Here is a 19,315-nt window from a genome sequence, read left to right as displayed (position 1 = left end):
TGGAGACTCGATTTTCGAGCGAAACCGCTTGATTATCGAGCGATTACGTGCGATATTCGATACATGAATCGAATAGTCTTCGTCCTACTCACCGTCCTGATCGCGCTAGGGATGTCCATCAGCCTCTTCGCCCAGGTCAGGATCCTGCCGGGGATCGCCGCGGCGGAGGCCGAGCTCTTCCCGCCGTACGAGCCCTACCGCGTCCCGCTCCTGACGGCCGGCATCGCGTTCATCGCCTGTGCGCAGGTCGCGCTCGCGGCAGTCTGGATGCTGCTGTTCCGCGCGCAGTCGGGCACCTTTTTCCGGCCCGGGTCGCAGCGCTGGGTGATCACAATCGGCGCGGCGATCGGCGCCGGCACCCTGCTCACCGTCGGCGTGTTCGGGTTCTTCACGTTCGGGCAGTTCCCGTCGCCCACCGACGGCATGGACACTCTCGGGCTGTGGCTGGCCAGCGGGCTGGGCAGCCTGGTCGGCGCAGCGCTGCTCGGGGTCATGCTCGTGGTGCACCGGCTCGTCGATCGCGCGACGAGCGCGCAGACGGAGCTGGACGGCGTGCTCTGATGGCCATCGTGGTCGAGATCGACGTGCTTCTCGCGAAGCGGAAGATGTCGGTCGGGGACTTCGCCGACGCAATCGGGCTGAGCCCGGCGAACGTGTCGGTGCTGAAGAACGGCCGCGCGAAAGCCGTGCGGTTCTCCACACTCAACGCGATCTGCGAGGTGCTCGACTGCCAGCCCGGTGACGTCCTGCGCTGGGTGCCCGACGACGATGGTGCACGGTAAGGCCCAGATCTCCACCCGCCGTGGGCCGTGGCCGCCATCCAGGCGAACGCGGTGGCCCGGGCCGCCCCGGCGTCAGACAGTCCGCGACGAGCGCCCCCGCGACTACCTATGGGCCTGGATCACCACCGCCAGCCAGCCGAACGAGCACCGGTGGCCACTCATCCGCCGCAACCGCACCGCCGACGAGCTGGCCTTCTACCTGTGCTGGTCACGCCGCCCAATGCCGCTGCACACCCTCGTCACCGTCGCCGGCGCCCGCTGGAGCATCGAGGAACTATTCCAGACCGGCAAAGGGTTAGGTCGGCCTGGACCACTGCCAGATCCGCGGCTGGACCGGCTGGCACCGCTTCATCACCCTGGCCATGCTCGCCTCGCCGTCCTGCCCATCTTCGCCGCCACCGCGCAGCAGTCCGACGCTGATCCGCAGCTCATCGGGCTGACCGTCGCCGAGCTTCCGCGAACGGGCACTTGGCGCAGCAGGTCCGCACCCAGGTGCGGCCGCGTTCGAAGACAGTGGAGCACTTCCACCTGCCACCGATCTGTTAAGAGCGTCCGGGGCGGCGGTGGTTCGGCCACCCGCCGCCGCCCCGGCGTACACCTTCGATCAACCCACCGGCGACCGGGCAGCGATCGCGCTGATCGCGTCGACGAACTTGGCGGTGAGCTGGTCCGGCAGATCGTGACCCCAACCAGGAATGACCTGTAGCTCAGAGTCGGGTATCGCAGCATCCAGATCGTACGCCGCAGCTACCGGCACGAGCGGGTCATCGGTTCCGTGCAGCACCATCGTGGGCGCGGCGATGTTCGCCAGGTTGGCCAGCCGGTAGGCGGCGGTCTCCAGATGGCCCACAAGCGAGATCACCTCCTGTCGGGTGCGCGCTTCGGGATCGTAAGCACGGTCGGCCGCCGCCCGCTCGCGGGCGCGTATGGTGGCTTCGTCGGTCGGATAGCCCGGTCCGGCCAGCACTTGGGCAACGGTGACCCGGTAGTCGACCACCGCGTCGAGATCGTCGGGCGCTGGCGGCGGCGGGAGTTCAGCGAAGTTGTCTGCCACGTCGGGCAGCTCGGGATTGCCCGAATCGGCCGCGAGCAGGGTCAGGGAGGCCACTCGTTGCGGTGCGTCGATCGCGATCAGCTGCGCGATTGCCCCACCCATCGACATGCCGACGACGTGAGCCTGTGGCACGTCGAGCGCGTCGAGCAGCCCGAGCGCGTCACCGGCCAGGTCGTCGAACGTGTACGGCACCGGGGCAGGTTCCCCCGCCTCCAGCGCATCGCCGATCGCGACCGGGTCGATCGGTTCGAGCTCGCCAGGCATACTCGTGAGCCCCACGTCGCGGTTGTCGAAGCGGACCACCCGGAAGCCCGCATCGACTAGTCCTTCAACCAGACCATCCGGCCAGTCGATCAGCTGCATCCCGGTGCCGGCGACCAGCAACACTGTCTCCGCCTCCGCCGGACCCAAGCTTTGATAGGCGAGCGTCGCACCCTCGACCTCCACCCTGGTGGTCTCCGGCGGCTCAGGAGTCTCCGGCGGCTCCTGCGCGCATGCCACCACCGCGCTGAGGGCCATGGCCACCGCCAACCAGCCCGTACCCCGCCGGAGCCGCCCGTGCTCGATCACATTCGTCATGCGCCAAGCCTCGCAGTCCGGCGCCGACCCGGGCTCGACCGGCCAGCTGTCGAGTTGATCGATTTCCGGTGGCCGATCGGTTGACGCCGCGCATCCACCGATCGATGCGAGTCATCGGCGGCTGGTCGGTCGGTCCCGGTCGGGGCAGCTTGAGCCGGTCGGTGGCGCGAGCGGCTGACAGTTGGCAACTCGCGGGGTGGGTCCGGTCTTCGATCGAGGTTGGACGGCGTCGTCACTCATCCAGCAGCATTGACAGAATGTGCACATGAGCGGATCTCGGGTGGCGATCGATGATCAGCAGCGGATCTTGCAGTTCTGGTGGATGTTGGAGTTGTTCAGCCCGCAGCCGGTCCCGAAGGCGACACCGCGAGCAGCTCGTCCGACCGACCGGCAGGTCCTTGAATGGAAGCCTGGTGATCCGCTGCCATGGGAGACCATGGCTCCTCCCGAGTCGGTTGGTGGGACGCGCCGAGTTTGGCAACACACGGTCTATCTCGGCGTCTACGAGCTTGAGGCGACGTACGAGCGGTTGCATCGCGCCTTCGGCGAAGATGCTGACGCCTACGACGAGCGCCCTGGCGGGCGGAGCGCCTGCGCGGGTCTCCTCATCGACAGTCAGGGTGGGCTCGTTCCCGAGTCGGCGGTGCTCTCCTCAGCGCTGTGGGCGGTCGCGCAGATCGGAGCTGGTGGCTTGCGGCGTCGGGAGTGGGCGGACGGGTTCCCGGATGTCGCGCAGAAGTTTGCGCTCGCCGTCGATGAGTATGAGGGGGAGAGACGTAAGGCCGCCGGGGACGAATCACCCGCTTACGACGCGGATTCGCTGCGCGACCTGCTGGCGGTCGCGCACACGCTGTCCGGCATCGCCGGCGTCGGCGAGCTAGCCACCGAGCGGATCGTCATTCAATCGGTGGCGGTGTCGGCGCGACGTGCGGAGGAGGCGATCGACTTTGATTTCCTCAACAGCTTCTACCTGGATGATCTTGAGAAGGTCCGCGCCGATGTCGCGAAGCAGCCTGCCGCGGGAACAGCACTTGCCGCCTATCTCACGCATGATCGGCATCTCGACACCGGGGAGCGGGTGGATGTGGTCGCGGCCCCCGGCGCGGTCGATGCCGGGGTGGAACTCGGCCGGCTGCCTAAGGGGCGTTGGCCGGCCAACCCCGCCCATGGACTGGCGTTGAGCCAACAGTTCGCGGTCAATCAGGCGCTGAACGACCTGGCACTCACCCGTGGGCTCATGGGAGTCAACGGTCCACCAGGGACAGGCAAGACGACCATGCTGCGCGATATCCTGGCAGGCAACGTCGTCGAGCGGGCCCGGAGGCTGGCCCGGCTTGCTCGGCCGGAAGACGCCTTCACCGAGACGACTTACCGGTGGAGTGCGAACGACGGCTACCAGCGCAGCGTGCGGCAGCTTCGGACCGAGCTGACCGGCTTCGAGATGGTCGTGGCGTCGACAAACAACGCCGCGGTCGAGAACGTGACTGTGGAGATGCCGGCAGCCAAAGCTATCGATGAGCAGTGGCAGAACCAGGCAGACTATTTCGCCGACATCGCCTCTGCCGTGCTCGGCGACGGAGTGAACACCGGAGGTTCGCAGAGCACGGCCGTACGGGCATGGGGGCTGGTCGCCGCTAGGCTGGGCAACAAGCGCAACCGTAGCGCCTTTCACTCCGCGTTCTGGTTCGACAAGCAGGACCCGCGCAGCAAGGAACGCGACGCCGACAGCGCCCCGCGGATGCAGACCCGGCTCGCCCAGTGGCGCGACGGCGCCGTGCCGCGCAAGAGTTGGCAGCAGGCACGCGACGACTTTGCCCGAGCCGAGCAACGGGTCGATGCGCTCATCGAGGCGGGGCGGCAAGCGGAGGAGCGTAGGCAGCAACTAGCAGCGGCGGTCCGCGAGGAACCGGTGGTCGCGGCCCGGGTCGGACAGGTCGGCGAGGCGTTGCGGACCGCCGAGCGACAGCTGGTCGAGCAGAAGCCGGTGCTGGAACGAGCCGCGACGCTCGTGGCCGAGGCTACCGCCCGCTACGACCGGCATCTCGGCGTCCGGCCAGGTCTCCTCGAGACGGTATTCAGCCTGGGGCGTGCCGTCCGCGACTGGCGCGCCACACTCGGTCCGATCGCTGACGACCTCCGAATAGCTGAGCAGCGCCAGCAGGAGGCAGCCGCCACTGCGCAGCGACTCGGCGGTCAGATTGAGCAGCTCCGTGCAGACCAGGTCGCTGCCAACGCCGCGCTCTCGCGGATCAGGGACTCCTTGGCCCAGCTCCGTAACCACTGTGGAGAAGACCGAGCGCGCTACGGTCCAGCCTATCCGGGCGAAGAGTGGCTAGGCGAGCAACGCGAACTCCACGCTCCCTGGCTCGAAGCGGAACTCGACACGGCCCGTTCGGAGCTGTTCCTCGCCGCGCTGCAACTTCACCAGGACTTCCTCGCCAACCTCGCCGGCGACATGTCACACGGGCTGCGCGCAGCCGTCGAGGTCGTGGCCGGCAACCATCCCCATCGGCTGGAGCCCGAGAAGCTGCGGGCCGCCTGGCAGCTGTTCTTCCTCGTGGTGCCCCTGGTCTCCACGACCTTCGCCTCCGTTGGTCGGATGTTCGGCCAGGTTGGCCGGGAGGCCATCGGCTGGCTGTTCATCGACGAAGCCGGACAGGCGACACCGCAGTCCGCGGCCGGCGCGATCTGGCGTGCGCAACGAGTCGTAGCTGTCGGGGACCCACTCCAACTCCGGCCGGTCGTGACGATCCCGCAGAAGGCGCAGCGTGACATCGCCAGTGCCTACGGCGTCTCGTCGATATGGATCCCGCCGCTGGCATCCGTCCAGACGTTGGCCGACCGGATTTCGACGTACGGTACGACGCTTACCCAAGGCCAGCAGCGGGTCTGGGTCAGCGCACCGCTGAAGGTGCATCGACGCTGCGACGACCCCATGTTCAGCCTGTGCAACCAGATCGCCTACAACGGCATCATGGTCAGCGGGGTGCACCGTCGCCTCGACGACCCGGACGACCCCGACCTGTTCGACGCGCCGGCCGGCGCCTTGATCGCAGCCAGTCACTGGGCCGATGAACCCGCGCCAACCCGGGGCAGTCACCTGCAGGAGAACCAGATCACCCGGCTGGAGCGGGCGCTTCGCTACCTTCAGGACAACGGCGTCGACCCGTCCCAAGTGATCGCGATCTCGCCGTTTCGAGCCGTGGCAGATCGGCTCGCCGCCCTCCCGAGCAGGTATCCCGGGCTGCGGGCCGGCACCATCCACACCGCCCAGGGTCGTGAGGCACCCGTGGTGGTGCTGGTCCTTGGCGGAGACCCGGGCAGCCCCGGGGCCAAGGTCTGGGCGGCGGCCAGCGTCAACCTCGTCAACGTGGCGGCGAGCCGAGCCCAGCGGCGGCTCTACGTCATCGGCGACCGTGCCGCCTGGGCGAAGCACAACTACTTCCATCAGCTCGCAGGTGCGCTGCGACCCTAGAGAGCGTCCGCACCGGCGTAGTCTTCACCAGCCCGCGGGCCGGTCCGGCCGGGGTGCCGGACTACATGATCATCGGGCTCCCTTGAGAGTCTGCGGCGCGGCCCTCTTCATGGGAAGTAGCTGGCCCTTACGAGATCGCCACCATCCGAGGTACGATTACGAAGACTTATCAGACTTTATGCGGATTATTGGCGACGTATGTCTGGAACGTCCACTCATCGCTGGTTCGGGATCGGCCATAGCGAACAGGCCGACCCGGATGCCGCTGGCGAAGCGGCGGCCTCCGCGGCGCTCGCGGGGAGGTCACCGTCGCTGCTGATCGTCTTCAGCTCGATCAGCTATGACCTGCCGACCTTGCTGGCGTCGGTTCGCCGAGCAGCCGGCCCAGGGGTGCCGATCGTCGGCTGCTCCGCCATGGGCGAGATCAGCGCGCACGGTGTGACCGACGGCAGCGTCGTCGTCGCGGCGTTGGGGGGCGCCGGTCTCCAGGTGTACCCGCAGGTGCGCCGCGGCGTCTCGGGCCGGCGTCACGCGGCGGGCCGGGAAGCGGCGGACCCGTTGGCGTCACTCGATGCGCCGTACCGGGTGCTGCTGCTGTTGTGCGACGGGCTCAGCTTCGAGCTTCACCGGGTAGTGCGCGGCGCCTATGCCGCCGCGGGGGCCGCGGTGCCGCTCGTGGGCGGATGCGCCGCGGACAACCTCACCTTCACCGCGACCTACCAGTTCTACGGCGACGGCGACGAGGTGGAGATCATGTCCGATGCGGTGGTGGGGGTGGCCATCGGATCGGACGCTCCGCTGGGCGTCGGCGTAGCCCACGGCTGGCGCCGGACCGACGAGGCGATGGTGGTGACCAGTAGCGAAGAGAGCCGGGTCTTCCAGCTCGACAATGAGCCGGCCCTCGACGTCTATCTGCGCCTGATCGGGGAGGACGTCTCGATCGTCGACGACCCCGACAAATTTCATAATCGCGCCTATTACCACCCGTTGGGGCTATCCCGCAGGGATGGTGACGACATGCGGGTGGTCCATGCCGCGGATGTCTCCGACCGGTCGTTGATCTGCCTGGCCAATGTGCCACAGGGTGCACTCGCCTCGCTCATGGAGACCGATCCCGAGTCCCTGGTCAGCTCCGCCGGAGAGTCGTGCCGACAGGCGTCGCGGATGCTCGGCGGTGCGCCACCGATCGGTTTCCTGACCTTCGACTGTGGAATTCGGAAGGTGATGCTCGGCCATGACAGCGTCCAGCGAGAGGTGGCCCAGATGCGGCAATTCACCGGGGACGCTCCGGTCGGTGGCTTCTACACTTACGGCGAGATCGCCCGTTCTCAAGGTTCCCGGGGCACCCACCACCTCGCCGTCGCGTCGCTGGCGCTGGCCTAGCAACCGGTGGGTAACGTTGACTGACAACTGGTCGGTGCATCTGCTCACCGAGTACTTCTCGGCGGTGAGCGCCTCCGAGGACGAGCCCGCCGCGATCGAGACAGCGGCCGCGCGGGCGGCAGAGGCGTTGGACGCCGAGGTCGGTGCGGTCGTCATGGATGACGAAGTCCGCGGCTGCTGGGGGTTCGGCACGCAATCGGCCCCGGCTGACCTCGTGACAGCAGCGCACGGGTCACCGACGCTGTCGGTATCCTCGCTCGGCGTCCTCTTCACCGCCACGGGACACCTCGGCCGGACGACTCCCGGCGCCCTGCTGGTCGCCCGTACCGACCGCCAGTTCCAGGCCGACGAACGGCTGATGCTGCACGGTATGGGCCAGGTGCTCGGCCTCGCTCTGCGCGGGCTGCGCACCCTGGGCACCGAACGCGCGCTCCGGGAACAGCGGGAGCGCGAGGCCGAGGAGCGGCTGCGCCTGCTCGAGGCTGTGGGCACCCGGCAGCGGCTGTTGGAGACGCTCTTGTCGATCCAGCGCGCCATCTCGAAACGCCGGCCACTGCAGGAGGTCCTGGACGCGGTCACCGAGGGGGCGTCCGGGTTGCTGGAGAACGCCGAGGTAGCGCTCGTACTGCGTCCCTCGGGTACGGACCAGCTGACGGTGGCGTCGACCTACGCCCCCGGCATCCCCGGAACCGGTGGCGGCGACGAGGAGGTGGAGGCCGCCGGTGCCACCGCCCGAGTGCGCGCGAGCGCCGCCCAGGCGATGCGGGCCGGTGATGTGGTGACCCAGGCGGTGGTCGGCGGCCAGGGCAGCTCCGGCATGATGCTGGCCACCCCGGTGCATGTGGGTGGTGCCGTGGGCGGCAGTCTGGTGGCCCTCACCACCGGGTACGGCGACATCGCCGACCAGCGGGAGTTGCTGACGGCCTTCGCCCAGCAGGTGAACCTGGCGCTGACCGATGCCCAGACGATCCGCGCCATCCGCGAGGCGTACCACGACTCGATTACCGGCCTGCCGAACCGGGCGCTGTTTCTGGAGAAGCTCAAGCAGGGGCTCGCCAACGCCCGGCGGAATGAAGAGGTGCTTGTCCTCTACATTGACCTCGACCGGTTCAAGGAGGTCAACGACAGCTTCGGCCACTCGACCGGGGACGAGATGCTGGCCGAGGTGGCCGAACGGATCCGTTCCTGTGTGGGGAGCGAGGACACCGCCGCCCGGCTCGGTGGGGACGAGTTCGCCGTCATGCTCGAGCACAGCGATCCGGCGGCCGGGGTGCAGCTGGCCAATGAGATTATCGGCGCCGTACGACAGCCGTTCTGGATCGCGGGGCGCAATGTCTTCATCGACGCGAGCGCCGGCGTGGCGTCGAGCGAGAGCGGCCGGACCGACCCGGTAGAGCTGCTCAGCAACGCAGATCTTGCCATGTACCACGTGAAGCGACGGGATCCAGGCCACACCGCGGTATTCGAGCCGGAGATGCGCGCGGCGATCCTGCGCCGGTTGGAGCTGCACACCGATCTGAAGTACGCGCTAGCACTGTCCGAGCTGACGCTGCAGTTTCAACCACTGATCAGCCTGGACTCCGCCGAGCTGGTCGCGGTCGAGGCGCTGCTGCGCTGGCCGCATCCCCGACATGGACCGGTGCCTACCGCGGAACTCGTCCGGATGGCCGAGGAGACCGGCCTGATCGTGGAGATCGGGCGATGGGTGATGCGGGCCAGCGCCAAGCAGGTCGCCGCGTGGCGAACCGCGCTGCCCGGCTTGAGTCTCAACGTCAACGTCTCGGCGCGGGAGATCGCTGACTCGGAGTTTCCTGCCACAGTGGCTGACGTGTTGACCGAGACCGGGCTGACCGGCGGGGCGCTGACGCTGGAGCTCACCGAGACCGGGTTGATGACTGACCCGGACGGGATGGCGCACTGTCTGAGCCAGCTCAAGGCCCTCGGAGTGCAGCTCGCAGTGGACGACTTCGGCACCGGCTACTCGTCCTTAGCCTACCTGTGCCGCCTGCCGGTGGACCAGCTGAAGATCGACCGTAGCTTCGTCGCCGGCCTCACGGGGAGCAGCCCGAGCCGGGCCGTGGTCCGTGCCATCGTCGAGCTCGCGCACACCCTGGGCATCCAGGCGGTCGCCGAGGGAGTCGAGGACGGGGCTCAGCTTGATGCCCTGCGGGTGATGGGATGCGAGCTGGGGCAGGGCTACCACTTCGCCCGGCCGCTCGATCCGGACGATGTCCCCGCATTGCTGTCGCGGGAGCTGGCCCGGACCAAGTAGCCCCAGCCGTGCCGGGTCGTGCCGCCAGCCCGATGTTCCCCAGTTCGGGAGCCGACTGGCGGCGGGAGGCGGTCGCGCGGCGGCGTGGCGGCGTGGCGGCATAGACAGCGGCGGTGCCGGGCTCGGCACCGCCGCTTCATCGCCGTTGCCGGCTAGCTCTTTCGGTTGTAGATGGACATCGAGAGCGGGCCGAAGCTGGCGATCAGGACCAGGCAGCACAGCCCGACCAGGCCGATCGAGCTAGCACTGTAGACACCGTTCATCAGTTCGCGTACGGCGGTGACGACGATCGACACGGGGTTGACCTCTACGGCGCCCTGCAGCCAGCTAGGCATGGTCTGTGGGTCGACGAAGATGTTCGAGGCGAAGGTCAGCGGCATCAAGACGAACATCGAGACCCCCATCGCGGCCTGTTCGGTGCGTACCGCGAGCGAGACGGTCGTCCAGACCCAGGAGAGACTGAAGCTGAAGATCAGCAGCAGCAGGAATGCCGCGGCGACTCCGATGAGGCCGCCGTCGGGCCGGAATCCCAGCAGGAAGCCGATGCCCAGCATGATGGTGCCGGCCAGCAGGTAACGCACCTGGTCTCCGAGCAGGGCGCCGACCAGTTGCGCGGGGCGCCAGACGGGCAGCGAGCGGAACCGGTCGAAGACCCCCTTGGAGAAGTCTTTGTTCAGCGTCAACCCGGTGTACATCGTGATCATGATCAGGGTCTGGACGAAGATCCCGGGGATCAGGAACTGTACGTAGTTCGATACCGACCCGCCGATCGCTCCACCGAAGATGAACGTGAACATCACCGTCATCATGATCGGGAAGATCGTCACATCGAAGAGCTGCTCCGGCAGGTGCTTGATCTTCTGCAGCGCCCGCCACCCGTAGGTCAGCGACGCGGAGAACGCGGTGGCTCGCTCTGGCCGGTCCTGCGGGGCGACCAGCACGTGCCGGATCCGCTCGGACTCGGCGAGGCCTTCGCGGGGCAGCCGGGTGGGTGGCGACTCGGCCGGTCGCGCGTACGTTGTGGTCATCGGGCACCTGCCTTTGTCGCGGTTTCGGGGATAGCAGCCGGCCGTACCTGGCCTGGGTGGTCGGGTTCGGCCTGGTCCCGGTCGGGAGCGGTGGGGGATCCGGTGAGGGTGAGGAAGACCTCGTCCAGGCTTGGCTGCCCGTAGCCGAATGCCGCCACGTCGATGGCGGCGTCCTGCAGCGCGCGCAGCGCCTCCGCGGCCCGGTCGCTGTGATCCAGCTGGATGGTGACGGCGGCTAGGTCGGTCTCCCGGGTGACCTCGACGCCGCAGGCTCGGCCCAGGAGCTCGGCGGCCTCCTCGCGGCGGGTTGGGTCGCCCACTCGTACCCGTAGGGCGCCGGAGCCGACCTGGGCCTTCAGCTGACCAGGAGTGCCCTCGGCGATGACCTTGCCGTGGTCGATGACGGCGATCCGATTGGCCAACTGGTCGGCCTCTTCGAGGTACTGGGTGGTCAGCAGGATCGTGGTGCCGCCGTCGACCAGCGTGCGGATGATGTCCCAGACCTGGTTCCGGCTGCGCGGGTCGATGCCGGTGGTCGGCTCGTCCAGAAACATCAGTTCGGGGGTCACGATCAGCGAGCCGGCGATGTCGAGGCGGCGGCGCATGCCCCCGGAGTACTTCTTCACCTGGCGGCTCGCGGCGTCGGTCAGTCCGAAGGCATCCAGCAGCTCCAGCCCTCGCGAGCGGGCCGCTTTGGGGCGGTGGCCGAGCAGGCGCCCCAGCAGGATGAGGTTCTCGATGCCGGTCAGGTCCTCATCCAGCGAGGCGAACTGGCCGGTCAGCGCGATCTTGTCGCGGATGGTCTTGGACTCGGTGTAGACGTCGTGACCCAGGACGCTGGCCTCGCCGCCGTCGGGCCGCAGCAGGGTGGCCAACATCCGGATCGCGGTGGTCTTTCCGGCGCCGTTGGGGCCGAGGACCCCGTAGATCCCGCCGCGGGAGATGGTGAGGTCGACGCCGTCGACGGCGGTCGTCTCACCGAATCTCTTGACCAGTCCGCGGGTCTGTACGGCCGGGGTGTCGGATCGCGTTGTCATAGGTTCCTTTCGCGCGGGTCCATGCGGGGCATGCCCCCACGCTGAAGGTTGAACCTATGTTGAAGTCAAGGCGGCGCTGGCGTAGCGTAACGATCTATGGCGCTTACCACATCACCACCGGCGTACGGGGCCGTGACCACCGTCGAGGGGTTCACGGTCGGCGAGGTCGCTACCGAGAGCGGTGTCGCGCCGTCTGCGGTGCGGTTCTACGAGAAGCACGGCGTAGTCAACGCGGTGCGCACCAACGGCAACCAGCGCCGGTTCGATGAGTCTGCGGCCTGCCGCATCCAGGTCGCCAAGCTCGCGAAGCGCGTCGGACTGACCGTGCGGGAGATCGCCGACCTGTTCGCCGACCTCCCGCCCGATCCTGGGTACGACGACTGGGGTCGCCTCGCCGACCAGCTCATCAGCCAGGCCGAGCAGCGCGTCGCCGACCTCAGAGCCCAGCTTGACGCGCTAGGGACGGAAGCCAAGCTCTGCGAACTCGGCGCCAATCTCGACGATTGAAAGGCGCCCGCCGCCGGGGTCGACGAGGTGCGGTCGGTCAGAGGGCCGGCGTGGCGGTGCCGCGGGCGGCGTTGCGGGCACGGGTGGTCTCCCGGCGTTCCACGAACCGGTCAGCGGTCTGGTCGAGTTGGGCGACGAAGTCCGCCAGCTCTTCCCGGGCCTTCTCCCCGGCCGCGGACAGCCCGTCGCGTTCGAAGATTCTCAGTTGCCGCAGGATCGGCGTGACCACCTCGTCATGGTGTAGGCGCAGGTCGTAGATCCCGGCCATGGCGATCTGGGCCGATTTGCGGCCGAAGTTCTCGATCGTGTGGCCGGGCATCTGGAACCCGGCCACCACCTGGTTGACCGCCTGCATCGCGGCGTTGGGGGCCAGGTCGAACGCCGCGCCCAGCAGATTGCGGTAGAACAGCATGTGCAGGTTCTCGTCGGCGGCGATCTTCGCCAGCATCTGGTCACAGATCGGGTCGCCGCTGATCCGACCGGTGTTGCGGTGCGCCACTCGGGTCGCCAGCTCCTGGAAGGACACGTACGCCACCGATTCGATGACGCCGCCGTTGTCGTTGGCGAAACCCTCCGCCATGTGCGCCATCCGGGCCTGCTCCAGCGCGACCGGGTCCACCGCCCGGGTGGCGTGCAGGTAGTCGCGGATGGCGATCCCGTGCCTGCCCTCCTCGGCGGTCCACCGGTGCACCCAGGTGCCCCACGCCCCGTCGCGACCGAAGATGGTGGCGATCTCATGGTGGTAGCTGGGCAGGTTGTCCTCGGTCAGCAGGTTGACGATCAACGAGGTACGGGCGACCTCTGGCAGCGTGGACTGGCTCGGATCCCACGCCTGCCCACCGAGTACGCCATCGAAGTCGGTCCCCTGGCTCCACGGCACGTACTCGTGAGGGAACCACTCTTTGGCTGTCGACAGGTGCCGGTTGAGGTTGGTCTCCACGACCGGCTCAAGCTCGTGCAGCAACGCGATGGTGTCGGTGGGTTCAGTCATCGTCACATGGTTTCCTTCCGCGCCGGTTTCTAGCTACGGTACCGTAACCTACGGTCCCGTAGTTTCCCGGCCTGGTCAAGCCCCTTCTTCCTCACCGGCCAGCTCCGATGGGGCAGGCGCAGTCCCGCCTAGATGCGCGGGCAGCCACCAGCGGTCGTCGGGGCCGGCCGGTGAGTCCGGGTAGTCGCGTTGGGCCCGGTCCAGCAGCGCCGACATCCGGTTATGCAACTCCGCGCCGACCTCGGTCTGGTTGTCCCGTCGAGCCGGGCGCAGCGGTTCACCGACCACGATCGAGATCGGCGTATGCCGGCGGGTGAGGGTCCGTGGCCGCCCCTTGGTCCACAGCCGCTGCGTGCCCCACACCGCCATCGGCACCAGCGGCACCCCGGCCGACGCTGCCATCCGGCTGGCGCCGCTCTTGTGCTCCTTTACCGTGAACGACTGGCTGATCGTGGCCTCCGGGAACACACCCACCACCTCCCCGGCGGTGAGCGCCGCCAACGCCGCCCGGTAGGAGCTGAGCCCCGCCTCCCGGTCGACCGGAATGTGATGCATCCCGCGCATCAGCGGCCCGCCGATCCGGTGCGCGAAGATCTCCTGCTTGGCCATGAAGCGCACCAGCCGCCGGGACGGCCGAGCCGCCAACCCGCAGAAGATGAAGTCAAGGTAGCTGACGTGGTTGCTGGCCAGCACGGCCCCGCCGGTGGCCGGGATGTGCTCCGCGCCCTCGATGGTGATGCGTAGGTCCAGGAGCCGGAACATGGTTCGAGCCAGCGCGATGACCGGTGGGTACACGAGATCGGACATCTGGTCACCGTAGTGGGCGCGGCGCCGGCCGGGAAGGGCGCCAGCCTGCGTCACACGGGCGCAGCTGCTCGACCCTGCCCCGGCCGGGCCTGCCGCAGGTGGGTGCGGCCGCGAGGCGGCGTCAGGCGACCGCGGTGCCCTCCACCTCGACCAGCAGGGTGGGGATCGCCAACCGGTTCACCCCGAGCATCGTGGTGGCGGGTGCCACCCCGGCGGCGCCCAACCGCCCCGCCAGCACGCCGTAGTGCTGGAAGAGCAGGTCGACGTCGGTGGTGTAGACGTTGAGCCGGACGAGGTTGGCGAGGGACATCCCGGCTTCGTCGAGCACCGCCTCCAGGTTGTCGAGGGTCAGCGCCAACTGCGCCGCCAGGTCACCGGCGTGCTGTGGCTCGCCGTCGCCGCTCATGGCGGTCTGCCCGGCGCAGTAGAGGGTGCGGGTGTGCCCGGCGACGAGCTCGCCCTGGTGGTAACCCAGCTCCTTCGACCACGGCCACGGGTTGACCGCCGTCCGCGCCACCGTCAGGTCAGCTTCCTTCGATTCGTTGCCATTACGTCCGTCTACCGGCTCGGTGGCTGCCATCTTTGTCGTCATGGCGGTAAGCCTGCCAACAAATCACGACACCTCCTGTCGTGTATCCCGATACAATTTCGCGGTGCGAGCCGATCGGTTGGTGTCGATAGTGTTGCTGCTGCGCCAGCGCGGTCGGCTGACCGCGACGGCGCTCGCCCGGGAGCTGGAGGTCTCCACCCGCACCGTGTCGCGGGACATCGAGGCGCTCTCCGCCGCCGGCGTCCCGGTCTATGCCGAACGCGGCCGGCGTGGCGGATTCGCGCTGTTGCCCGACTTTCGGACCGACCTCACCGGCCTGACCGAGGAGGAGGCGCTCGCGCTGCTGGTCGCCGGGGCGCGCCGCGGCGCGCAGGCGTTCGGTCTGGGCTCGGCGCTCGCTTCGGCCATGCTCAAGGTGGTCGACGCGCTGCCCGAAACGTATCGAACCGCCGCGGCCGGCGCCGCCGAACGATTGCTCATCGACCCGGAGACCGACCTCCTCTCCCGCCGGCTGGACCCGGAGGAGGTGCCCGACACCGCCATGGTCGAGGTCCGTCGGGCAGTGCTCGCCGGGCACAAGCTACGCATCCACTACGCGGCCGCCGGCAAAACTCCACAGTGGCGTACGGTGGACCCGGTGGGCCTGGTCACCGTACGCGGCCACGGCTACCTGTTGGCCACGAGAGCCGGCGCGGACCGTACCTACCGGTTGTCGCGAATCTTCTCCGCAACGGCGCTCTCCGAACCCGCCCAGCGGCCGGACCGGGTCGAACTTGATCAGATATGGCGAGAACGCAGCACCCGGTTTCGGGCCGGCGGTGACCAGGTCGCTGTGCTGGTGCGGCTGGATCCGGCACGGCGAGCGGAGCTGGTCGCCACCGCGCTAACCGTCGCCGCCGAGGCGACCGACCCAGATGGCTGGCTGCGGCTGGAAGTGACCTTCCAGGACGCCCGACACGCGCGATGGGCGCTGTGGCAGCTCGCCACGGGCGCGGAGGCCCTGACCCCACAATGGTTGCGCTCCGAGCTGCGGGACCGGGCCGCCGCGATCGCCGCCCGCTACACGGTTTCGCCGGCGACTGGGTAGCAGGTCTGGCCGGCAGTGCCCGGGGCGGCTACTGCGGTGACCGCTGTCGCGCGGCTTCGTAGAGCATGACCGAGGCCGCGGTGGCGGCGTTGAGTGAACTGGCGGCGCCGACCATCGGGATCCGGAGCGAGATGTCGCAGGCCTCCCGCCAGCCGGCGCTGAGCCCGGTCGTCTCATTGCCGACCAGCACCATGGTCGGCCGGGTGAAGTCGTACCGGGCGGCCGGCAGCTCACCGTGCTCGTCCGTCCCGACCAGTCGCAGGTCGACGCCGTCGGCGCGGATCGCCGCGACCCATTCGTGCACCAGGCGGGGGGAGGCCACCCGGACCGCCGGCACGGCGAAGAGCGATCCGGTGCTGGCCCGGACCGACTGGGGGTCGTAGACATCGGCGGCGTGGCCGGTGATGATGACACCGCTGGCGCCGAACGCGTCCGCGGTTCGGATCACCGCCCCGATGTTGCCCGGACTGGTGGGCCGGTCAAACAGCACCACCAGCATCTCCGAGCTGGTCGGGATGCGGGCGAGGTCGTCGTCGGGCAGCGCCACCACCGCGAGCAACTCGGGCGCGGCGTCGGTCTTGCCGCCCAGCTCGAGCATCAGCTCGCCGGCGACCGCCACTGTGGTCGCGGACACCGTCGCGCGGGTGTCGTGTGCCCAGGCCGACAGGCGGACATCGGCGTTGTACAGCAGTTCGCGGATCTGCCACCCGTGCTGGAGCGCCATGGTGATCGGCCGTACCCCCTGGACCAGGAACGCGCCGCTGCGTTGCCGCTTGCCCCGGTTGGTCAGCAGCGCCTCCCACTGCTGGAAGCGGGCGCTCCGGGTGGTGACCCGGGGAGTGTCAGCTGCGGCCCGCGGTCGCGGCATGGTGAGCCACCTCCTTGGCAACCTCGGTGCGAGTGGTACGCGAACTGCGAGAGTCCGAGAGTCTACTGACCCACGGGTGCCGACGGCTACGCACCACGGCCGCCGGCCCGGGTTCCGCGGGGGTACGCCGACCGTGGTGGTGACCACACGACGACACATCATCTGGTGGTGGACGTGGGGCATGATCCCCATATATTGTGTTGGCCGCAGCTGGTTCGGCCGTCTCCGCGGGAGGGTCGAGGTAAGAGGGAACCCGGTGGGAGTCCGGGACTGCCCCGCAGCGGTGAGTGGGAACGACCGCCGTCATCGACGCACTGGGTTCGACGACCTGGGAAGCGACGGCTAGTAGGAGCGAGCAGCGCGCCCACGAGTCCGAAGACCTGCCAGTGCGCCGTACGCGAGTCCGTGTGCGGCGGTCGGAGGCCGCGCGGGACGGCCGACGCCAGCAAGCCGGGCCCAGCGGCAGCGCGGCCGGCGGCGTCCTCCTGCGCGTTCGACGGCCATCGGCCGAGGTAGACGAGGAGGAGCGGGTGACGGTGACCCAGGCGAGAGCGACATCCGATGAGGTAGCGGATGTCGAGGCGATGGTCCGTGAGTGGCAACGGTGGGTGGGCGATCTGGACGACGTGGACGCCCAACGGGTCGCCACCAAGACGATCAGCGGCCTCCCTGCTGGCGCGGGCATCGCCGAGCGGGACAGATTGGCGATCCAGACGGCGGCCGGGTTGATCGGCGAGGAGCCGCAGTATTCGCGGCTGGCGGCGCGGCTGCTGGCGGCCCAGGTCGCCGAGGAGGTCCGGGGGCAGGAGATCGGCAGCTTTAGCGACTCCATCGCCACCGGCCATGCCGAGGGGCTGATCGGCGACGATACGGCGGCGTTCGTGGCGCGGCACGCCGATATGCTCGACGACGCGATAGACCCCGCGGGGGATCTACGGTTCGAATACTTCGGGCTACGAACGGTGGCGGACCGGTATCTGCTGCGGCATCCGCGGTCGCGGCTGGTGGTGGAGACTCCGCAGTACTGGCTGCTGCGGGTGGCCTGCGGATTGTCGACCCGCCCCGATGAGGCGATCGGCTTCTACCGGCTGATGTCCTCATTGGCGTACCTGCCGAGTTCGCCGACGTTGTTCAACTCCGGGACCCGGCATACCCAGATGTCCTCGTGTTTCCTGGTTGATTCCCCGCGCGACGAGCTGGATTCGATCTACGATCGTTACCAGCAGGTCGCGCGGTTGTCGAAGTTCGCCGGCGGGATCGGCATCGCCTGGTCGCGGGTGCGGGGCCGGGGCGCCCTGATCCGGGGGACCAACGGCGCCTCGAACGGTATCGTCCCGTTCCTGAAGACGCTGGACGCCAGCGTGGCAGCGGTAAACCAGGGTGGCCGGCGCAAGGGCGCCGCCTGCGTCTACCTGGAGCCGTGGCATCCGGACATCGAGGAGTTTCTGGAGCTGCGGGACAACACCGGGGAGGACGCCCGGCGTACCCATAACCTCAACCTGGCCAACTGGATCCCGGATGAGTTCATGCGTCGGGTCGAGGCCGATGAACAGTGGTCGCTGATCGACCCATCCGACGCGCCGGAGCTGCCGGATCTGTGGGGTGAGGAGTTCGATGACGCGTACCGGGTCGCGGAGAAGAGCGCGGTGCGTACGGTCCGGGCGCGGGATCTGTTCGGGCGGATGATGCGGACGTTGGCCCAGACCGGAAACGGCTGGATGACCTTCAAAGACCCGTCGAACCGGCTGTCCAATCAGACTGGTTCCACCGGCGACACTATCCACCTCTCGAACCTGTGTACCGAGATCCTGCAGGTCAACTCCGACCGCGAGACCGCGGTCTGTAACCTCGGCTCGATCAATCTGGGCGCCCACGTCACCGCCGACGGGGTCGACTGGGAGAAGCTGCGGGCGACGGTGCGGACCGCGGTGGTGTTCCTGGACCGGGTGATCGACATCAACTACTACCCGTCCGAGCAGGCGGCGGCCTCGAACCCGCGGTGGCGGCCGGTCGGACTCGGCCTGATGGGGTTGCAGGACGCGTTCTTCACGTTGCGGCTGCCGTTCGACTCGGCAGCGGCGGCGCAGCTCTCGACCCGGGTGCAGGAGGAGATCTACCTCACCGCGTTGGAGACCTCGGTGTCGCTAGCGGAGGCGCATGGCCCCCATCCGGCGTACCCGCAGACTCGGGCGGCAAACGGCGACCTCCAGCCGGATCTGTGGCTGGTCACCCCAACCCAGTCGCAGCGCTGGGCCGAACTACGGCAGCGGCTGGCAACCCACGGGCTGCGGAACTCGTTGCTGGTGGCGATCGCGCCGACGGCGACGATCGCCTCGATCGCGGGCTGCTACGAGTGCATCGAGCCGCAGGTGTCCAACTTGTTTAAACGGGAGACGCTCTCCGGCGAGTTTCTGCAGATCAACAACTACCTGGTACGCGAACTGAAGGTACGAGGACTGTGGACTCCGGCGATCCGGGAGCAGATCAAGCGGGCCGAGGGCTCGGTGCAGGGTGTCGCCGAGGTGCCGGCCGAAGTGCGGGAGTTGTTCCGGACGGCGTGGGAGCTGCCCCAGCGGGCATTGATCGACCTGGCGGCGGCCCGGGGGCCGTATGTGGATCAGTCACAGTCGTTGAATCTGTTTCTGAGCGCGCCGACGATCGGGAAGCTCTCCTCGATGTACCTCTACGCCTGGAAGTCCGGGCTGAAGACCACTTATTATCTGCGTTCCCGGCCCGCGACCCGGATCCAGCAGGCCACGGTCTCCGTCGAGCCGGTGGCAGCGAATGGGCCGGCGGATGCGACGGACGCGGAAGCCTGCTCCCTGGAGAACCCCGAGACCTGTGAGGCGTGCCAGTGACCACGATCCCGGAACCTCGTACCGCCGACCGGCAGCT

Annotated in this window: 15 protein-coding genes, 1 pseudogene and 1 riboswitch; of the genes and pseudogenes, 9 read left to right on the top strand and 7 right to left on the bottom strand. The window is 68.5% G+C overall.

All coding sequences use genetic code 11. From position 1 onward, the window contains the following. Window positions 1-63 precede the first annotated feature (63 nt). The 3 genes and pseudogenes from JQS43_RS21265 to JQS43_RS26380 form a co-directional block, all read left to right on the top strand. Window positions 64-561 (top strand): DUF2975 domain-containing protein, encoded by a 498-nt coding sequence (locus tag JQS43_RS21265; RefSeq protein ID WP_239676143.1) that lies wholly within the window; start codon window positions 64-66, stop codon window positions 559-561. Further along, a complete protein-coding gene (locus tag JQS43_RS21260) occupies window positions 561-782 on the top strand; it encodes a helix-turn-helix domain-containing protein (protein WP_239676142.1) in 222 nt (73 codons plus the stop codon). Before JQS43_RS21265 ends, JQS43_RS21260 begins: the two co-directional genes overlap by 1 nt. Window positions 783-876: 94 nt before the next feature. Continuing rightward, window positions 877-1,242: pseudogene (locus JQS43_RS26380) on the top strand (IS701 family transposase); the annotation flags it as partial. Between the two features lie 144 nt (window positions 1,243-1,386). On the opposite strand, the gene JQS43_RS21250 reads toward JQS43_RS26380, so the two are convergent. Next, a complete protein-coding gene (locus tag JQS43_RS21250) occupies window positions 1,387-2,415 on the bottom strand; it encodes an alpha/beta fold hydrolase (RefSeq protein WP_239676141.1) in 1,029 nt (342 codons plus the stop codon). 265 nt (window positions 2,416-2,680) lie between these two features. Here JQS43_RS21250 and JQS43_RS21245 point away from each other — a divergent pair, with 265 nt between their 5' ends. From JQS43_RS21245 to JQS43_RS21235, 3 genes are all read left to right on the top strand, one after another. Next, entirely contained in the window at window positions 2,681-5,890 is a 3,210-nt protein-coding gene (locus JQS43_RS21245) for a DEAD/DEAH box helicase (RefSeq protein WP_239676140.1), read from the top strand. Between the two features lie 198 nt (window positions 5,891-6,088). Beyond that, window positions 6,089-7,273, top strand: coding sequence for an FIST signal transduction protein (locus JQS43_RS21240; RefSeq protein ID WP_239676139.1), 1,185 nt, complete (start codon window positions 6,089-6,091; stop codon window positions 7,271-7,273). Window positions 7,274-7,289: 16 nt separating this feature from the next. Then, window positions 7,290-9,545: a putative bifunctional diguanylate cyclase/phosphodiesterase gene (locus JQS43_RS21235; RefSeq protein ID WP_239676138.1), complete on the top strand. Its 2,256-nt coding sequence runs from the start codon at window positions 7,290-7,292 to the stop codon at window positions 9,543-9,545. Window positions 9,546-9,697: 152 nt separating this feature from the next. Here JQS43_RS21235 and JQS43_RS21230 read toward each other — a convergent pair whose 3' ends face one another. After that, entirely contained in the window at window positions 9,698-10,573 is an 876-nt protein-coding gene (locus JQS43_RS21230) for an ABC transporter permease (protein ID WP_239676137.1), read from the bottom strand. Beyond that, window positions 10,570-11,610, bottom strand: coding sequence for an ATP-binding cassette domain-containing protein (locus JQS43_RS21225; RefSeq protein ID WP_239676136.1), 1,041 nt, complete (start codon window positions 11,608-11,610; stop codon window positions 10,570-10,572). The genes JQS43_RS21230 and JQS43_RS21225 overlap by 4 nt, the downstream gene beginning before the upstream one ends. A gap of 132 nt (window positions 11,611-11,742) precedes the next feature. Here JQS43_RS21225 and JQS43_RS21220 point away from each other — a divergent pair, with 132 nt between their 5' ends. Continuing rightward, a complete protein-coding gene (locus tag JQS43_RS21220; protein WP_239676135.1) occupies window positions 11,743-12,117 on the top strand; it encodes a MerR family transcriptional regulator in 375 nt (124 codons plus the stop codon). A 37-nt stretch (window positions 12,118-12,154) separates the two neighbouring features. Here the strand turns inward: JQS43_RS21220 and JQS43_RS21215 are convergent, their stop codons facing one another. From JQS43_RS21215 to JQS43_RS21205, 3 genes are all read right to left on the bottom strand, one after another. Beyond that, window positions 12,155-13,108 carry an acyl-ACP desaturase gene (locus JQS43_RS21215; protein ID WP_239676134.1) on the bottom strand — a complete coding sequence of 318 codons (954 nt, stop codon included), beginning with the start codon at window positions 13,106-13,108 and terminating at the stop codon, window positions 12,155-12,157. 75 nt (window positions 13,109-13,183) lie between these two features. After that, window positions 13,184-13,915, bottom strand: a complete 732-nt coding sequence (locus JQS43_RS21210; protein ID WP_239676133.1) for a lysophospholipid acyltransferase family protein — start codon at window positions 13,913-13,915, stop codon at window positions 13,184-13,186. 121 nt (window positions 13,916-14,036) lie between these two features. After that, a complete protein-coding gene (locus JQS43_RS21205) occupies window positions 14,037-14,507 on the bottom strand; it encodes a RidA family protein (RefSeq protein ID WP_239676132.1) in 471 nt (156 codons plus the stop codon). 61 nt (window positions 14,508-14,568) lie between these two features. Here JQS43_RS21205 and JQS43_RS21200 point away from each other — a divergent pair, with 61 nt between their 5' ends. Then, window positions 14,569-15,552, top strand: a complete 984-nt coding sequence (locus JQS43_RS21200) for a helix-turn-helix transcriptional regulator (RefSeq protein WP_239676131.1) — start codon at window positions 14,569-14,571, stop codon at window positions 15,550-15,552. Window positions 15,553-15,580: 28 nt separating this feature from the next. On the opposite strand, the gene JQS43_RS21195 is transcribed toward JQS43_RS21200, so the two are convergent. Then, entirely contained in the window at window positions 15,581-16,420 is an 840-nt protein-coding gene (locus JQS43_RS21195; RefSeq protein ID WP_239676130.1) for a TrmH family RNA methyltransferase, read from the bottom strand. A 194-nt stretch (window positions 16,421-16,614) separates the two neighbouring features. Next, a riboswitch (cobalamin riboswitch) is annotated at window positions 16,615-16,821 on the top strand. 6 nt (window positions 16,822-16,827) lie between these two features. On the opposite strand from JQS43_RS21195, the gene JQS43_RS21190 reads away from it, so the two are divergent. Next, a complete protein-coding gene (locus JQS43_RS21190) occupies window positions 16,828-19,278 on the top strand; it encodes a ribonucleoside-diphosphate reductase subunit alpha (RefSeq protein WP_420847609.1) in 2,451 nt (816 codons plus the stop codon). Window positions 19,279-19,315 lie beyond the last annotated feature (37 nt).

It is taken from the genome of Natronosporangium hydrolyticum, from assembly GCF_016925615.1.
Taxonomy (GTDB): Bacteria; Actinomycetota; Actinomycetes; order Mycobacteriales; family Micromonosporaceae; genus Natronosporangium; species Natronosporangium hydrolyticum.
The sequence above is the reverse complement of the archived record's forward strand: the minus strand, read 5'-3'. Positions and strand labels throughout refer to the sequence as shown.

Excerpts from the sequence above, each read along its gene's own strand:
- JQS43_RS21205 (WP_239676132.1), bottom strand. The coding sequence starts at position 14,507 with ATGACGACAAAGATGGCAGCCACCGAGCCGGTAGACGGACGTAATGGC.
- JQS43_RS21260 (WP_239676142.1), top strand. The coding sequence starts at position 561 with ATGGCCATCGTGGTCGAGATCGACGTGCTTCTCGCGAAGCGGAAGATG.
- JQS43_RS21225 (WP_239676136.1), bottom strand. The coding sequence starts at position 11,610 with ATGACAACGCGATCCGACACCCCGGCCGTACAGACCCGCGGACTGGTC.
- JQS43_RS21240 (WP_239676139.1), top strand. The coding sequence starts at position 6,089 with ATGTCTGGAACGTCCACTCATCGCTGGTTCGGGATCGGCCATAGCGAA.
- JQS43_RS21195 (WP_239676130.1), bottom strand. The coding sequence starts at position 16,420 with ATGCCGCGACCGCGGGCCGCAGCTGACACTCCCCGGGTCACCACCCGG.
- JQS43_RS21210 (WP_239676133.1), bottom strand. The coding sequence starts at position 13,915 with ATGTCCGATCTCGTGTACCCACCGGTCATCGCGCTGGCTCGAACCATG.
- JQS43_RS21245 (WP_239676140.1), top strand. The coding sequence starts at position 2,681 with ATGAGCGGATCTCGGGTGGCGATCGATGATCAGCAGCGGATCTTGCAG.
- JQS43_RS21250 (WP_239676141.1), bottom strand. The coding sequence starts at position 2,415 with ATGACGAATGTGATCGAGCACGGGCGGCTCCGGCGGGGTACGGGCTGG.
- JQS43_RS21215 (WP_239676134.1), bottom strand. The coding sequence starts at position 13,108 with ATGACTGAACCCACCGACACCATCGCGTTGCTGCACGAGCTTGAGCCG.
- JQS43_RS21230 (WP_239676137.1), bottom strand. The coding sequence starts at position 10,573 with ATGACCACAACGTACGCGCGACCGGCCGAGTCGCCACCCACCCGGCTG.
- JQS43_RS21265 (WP_239676143.1), top strand. The coding sequence starts at position 64 with ATGAATCGAATAGTCTTCGTCCTACTCACCGTCCTGATCGCGCTAGGG.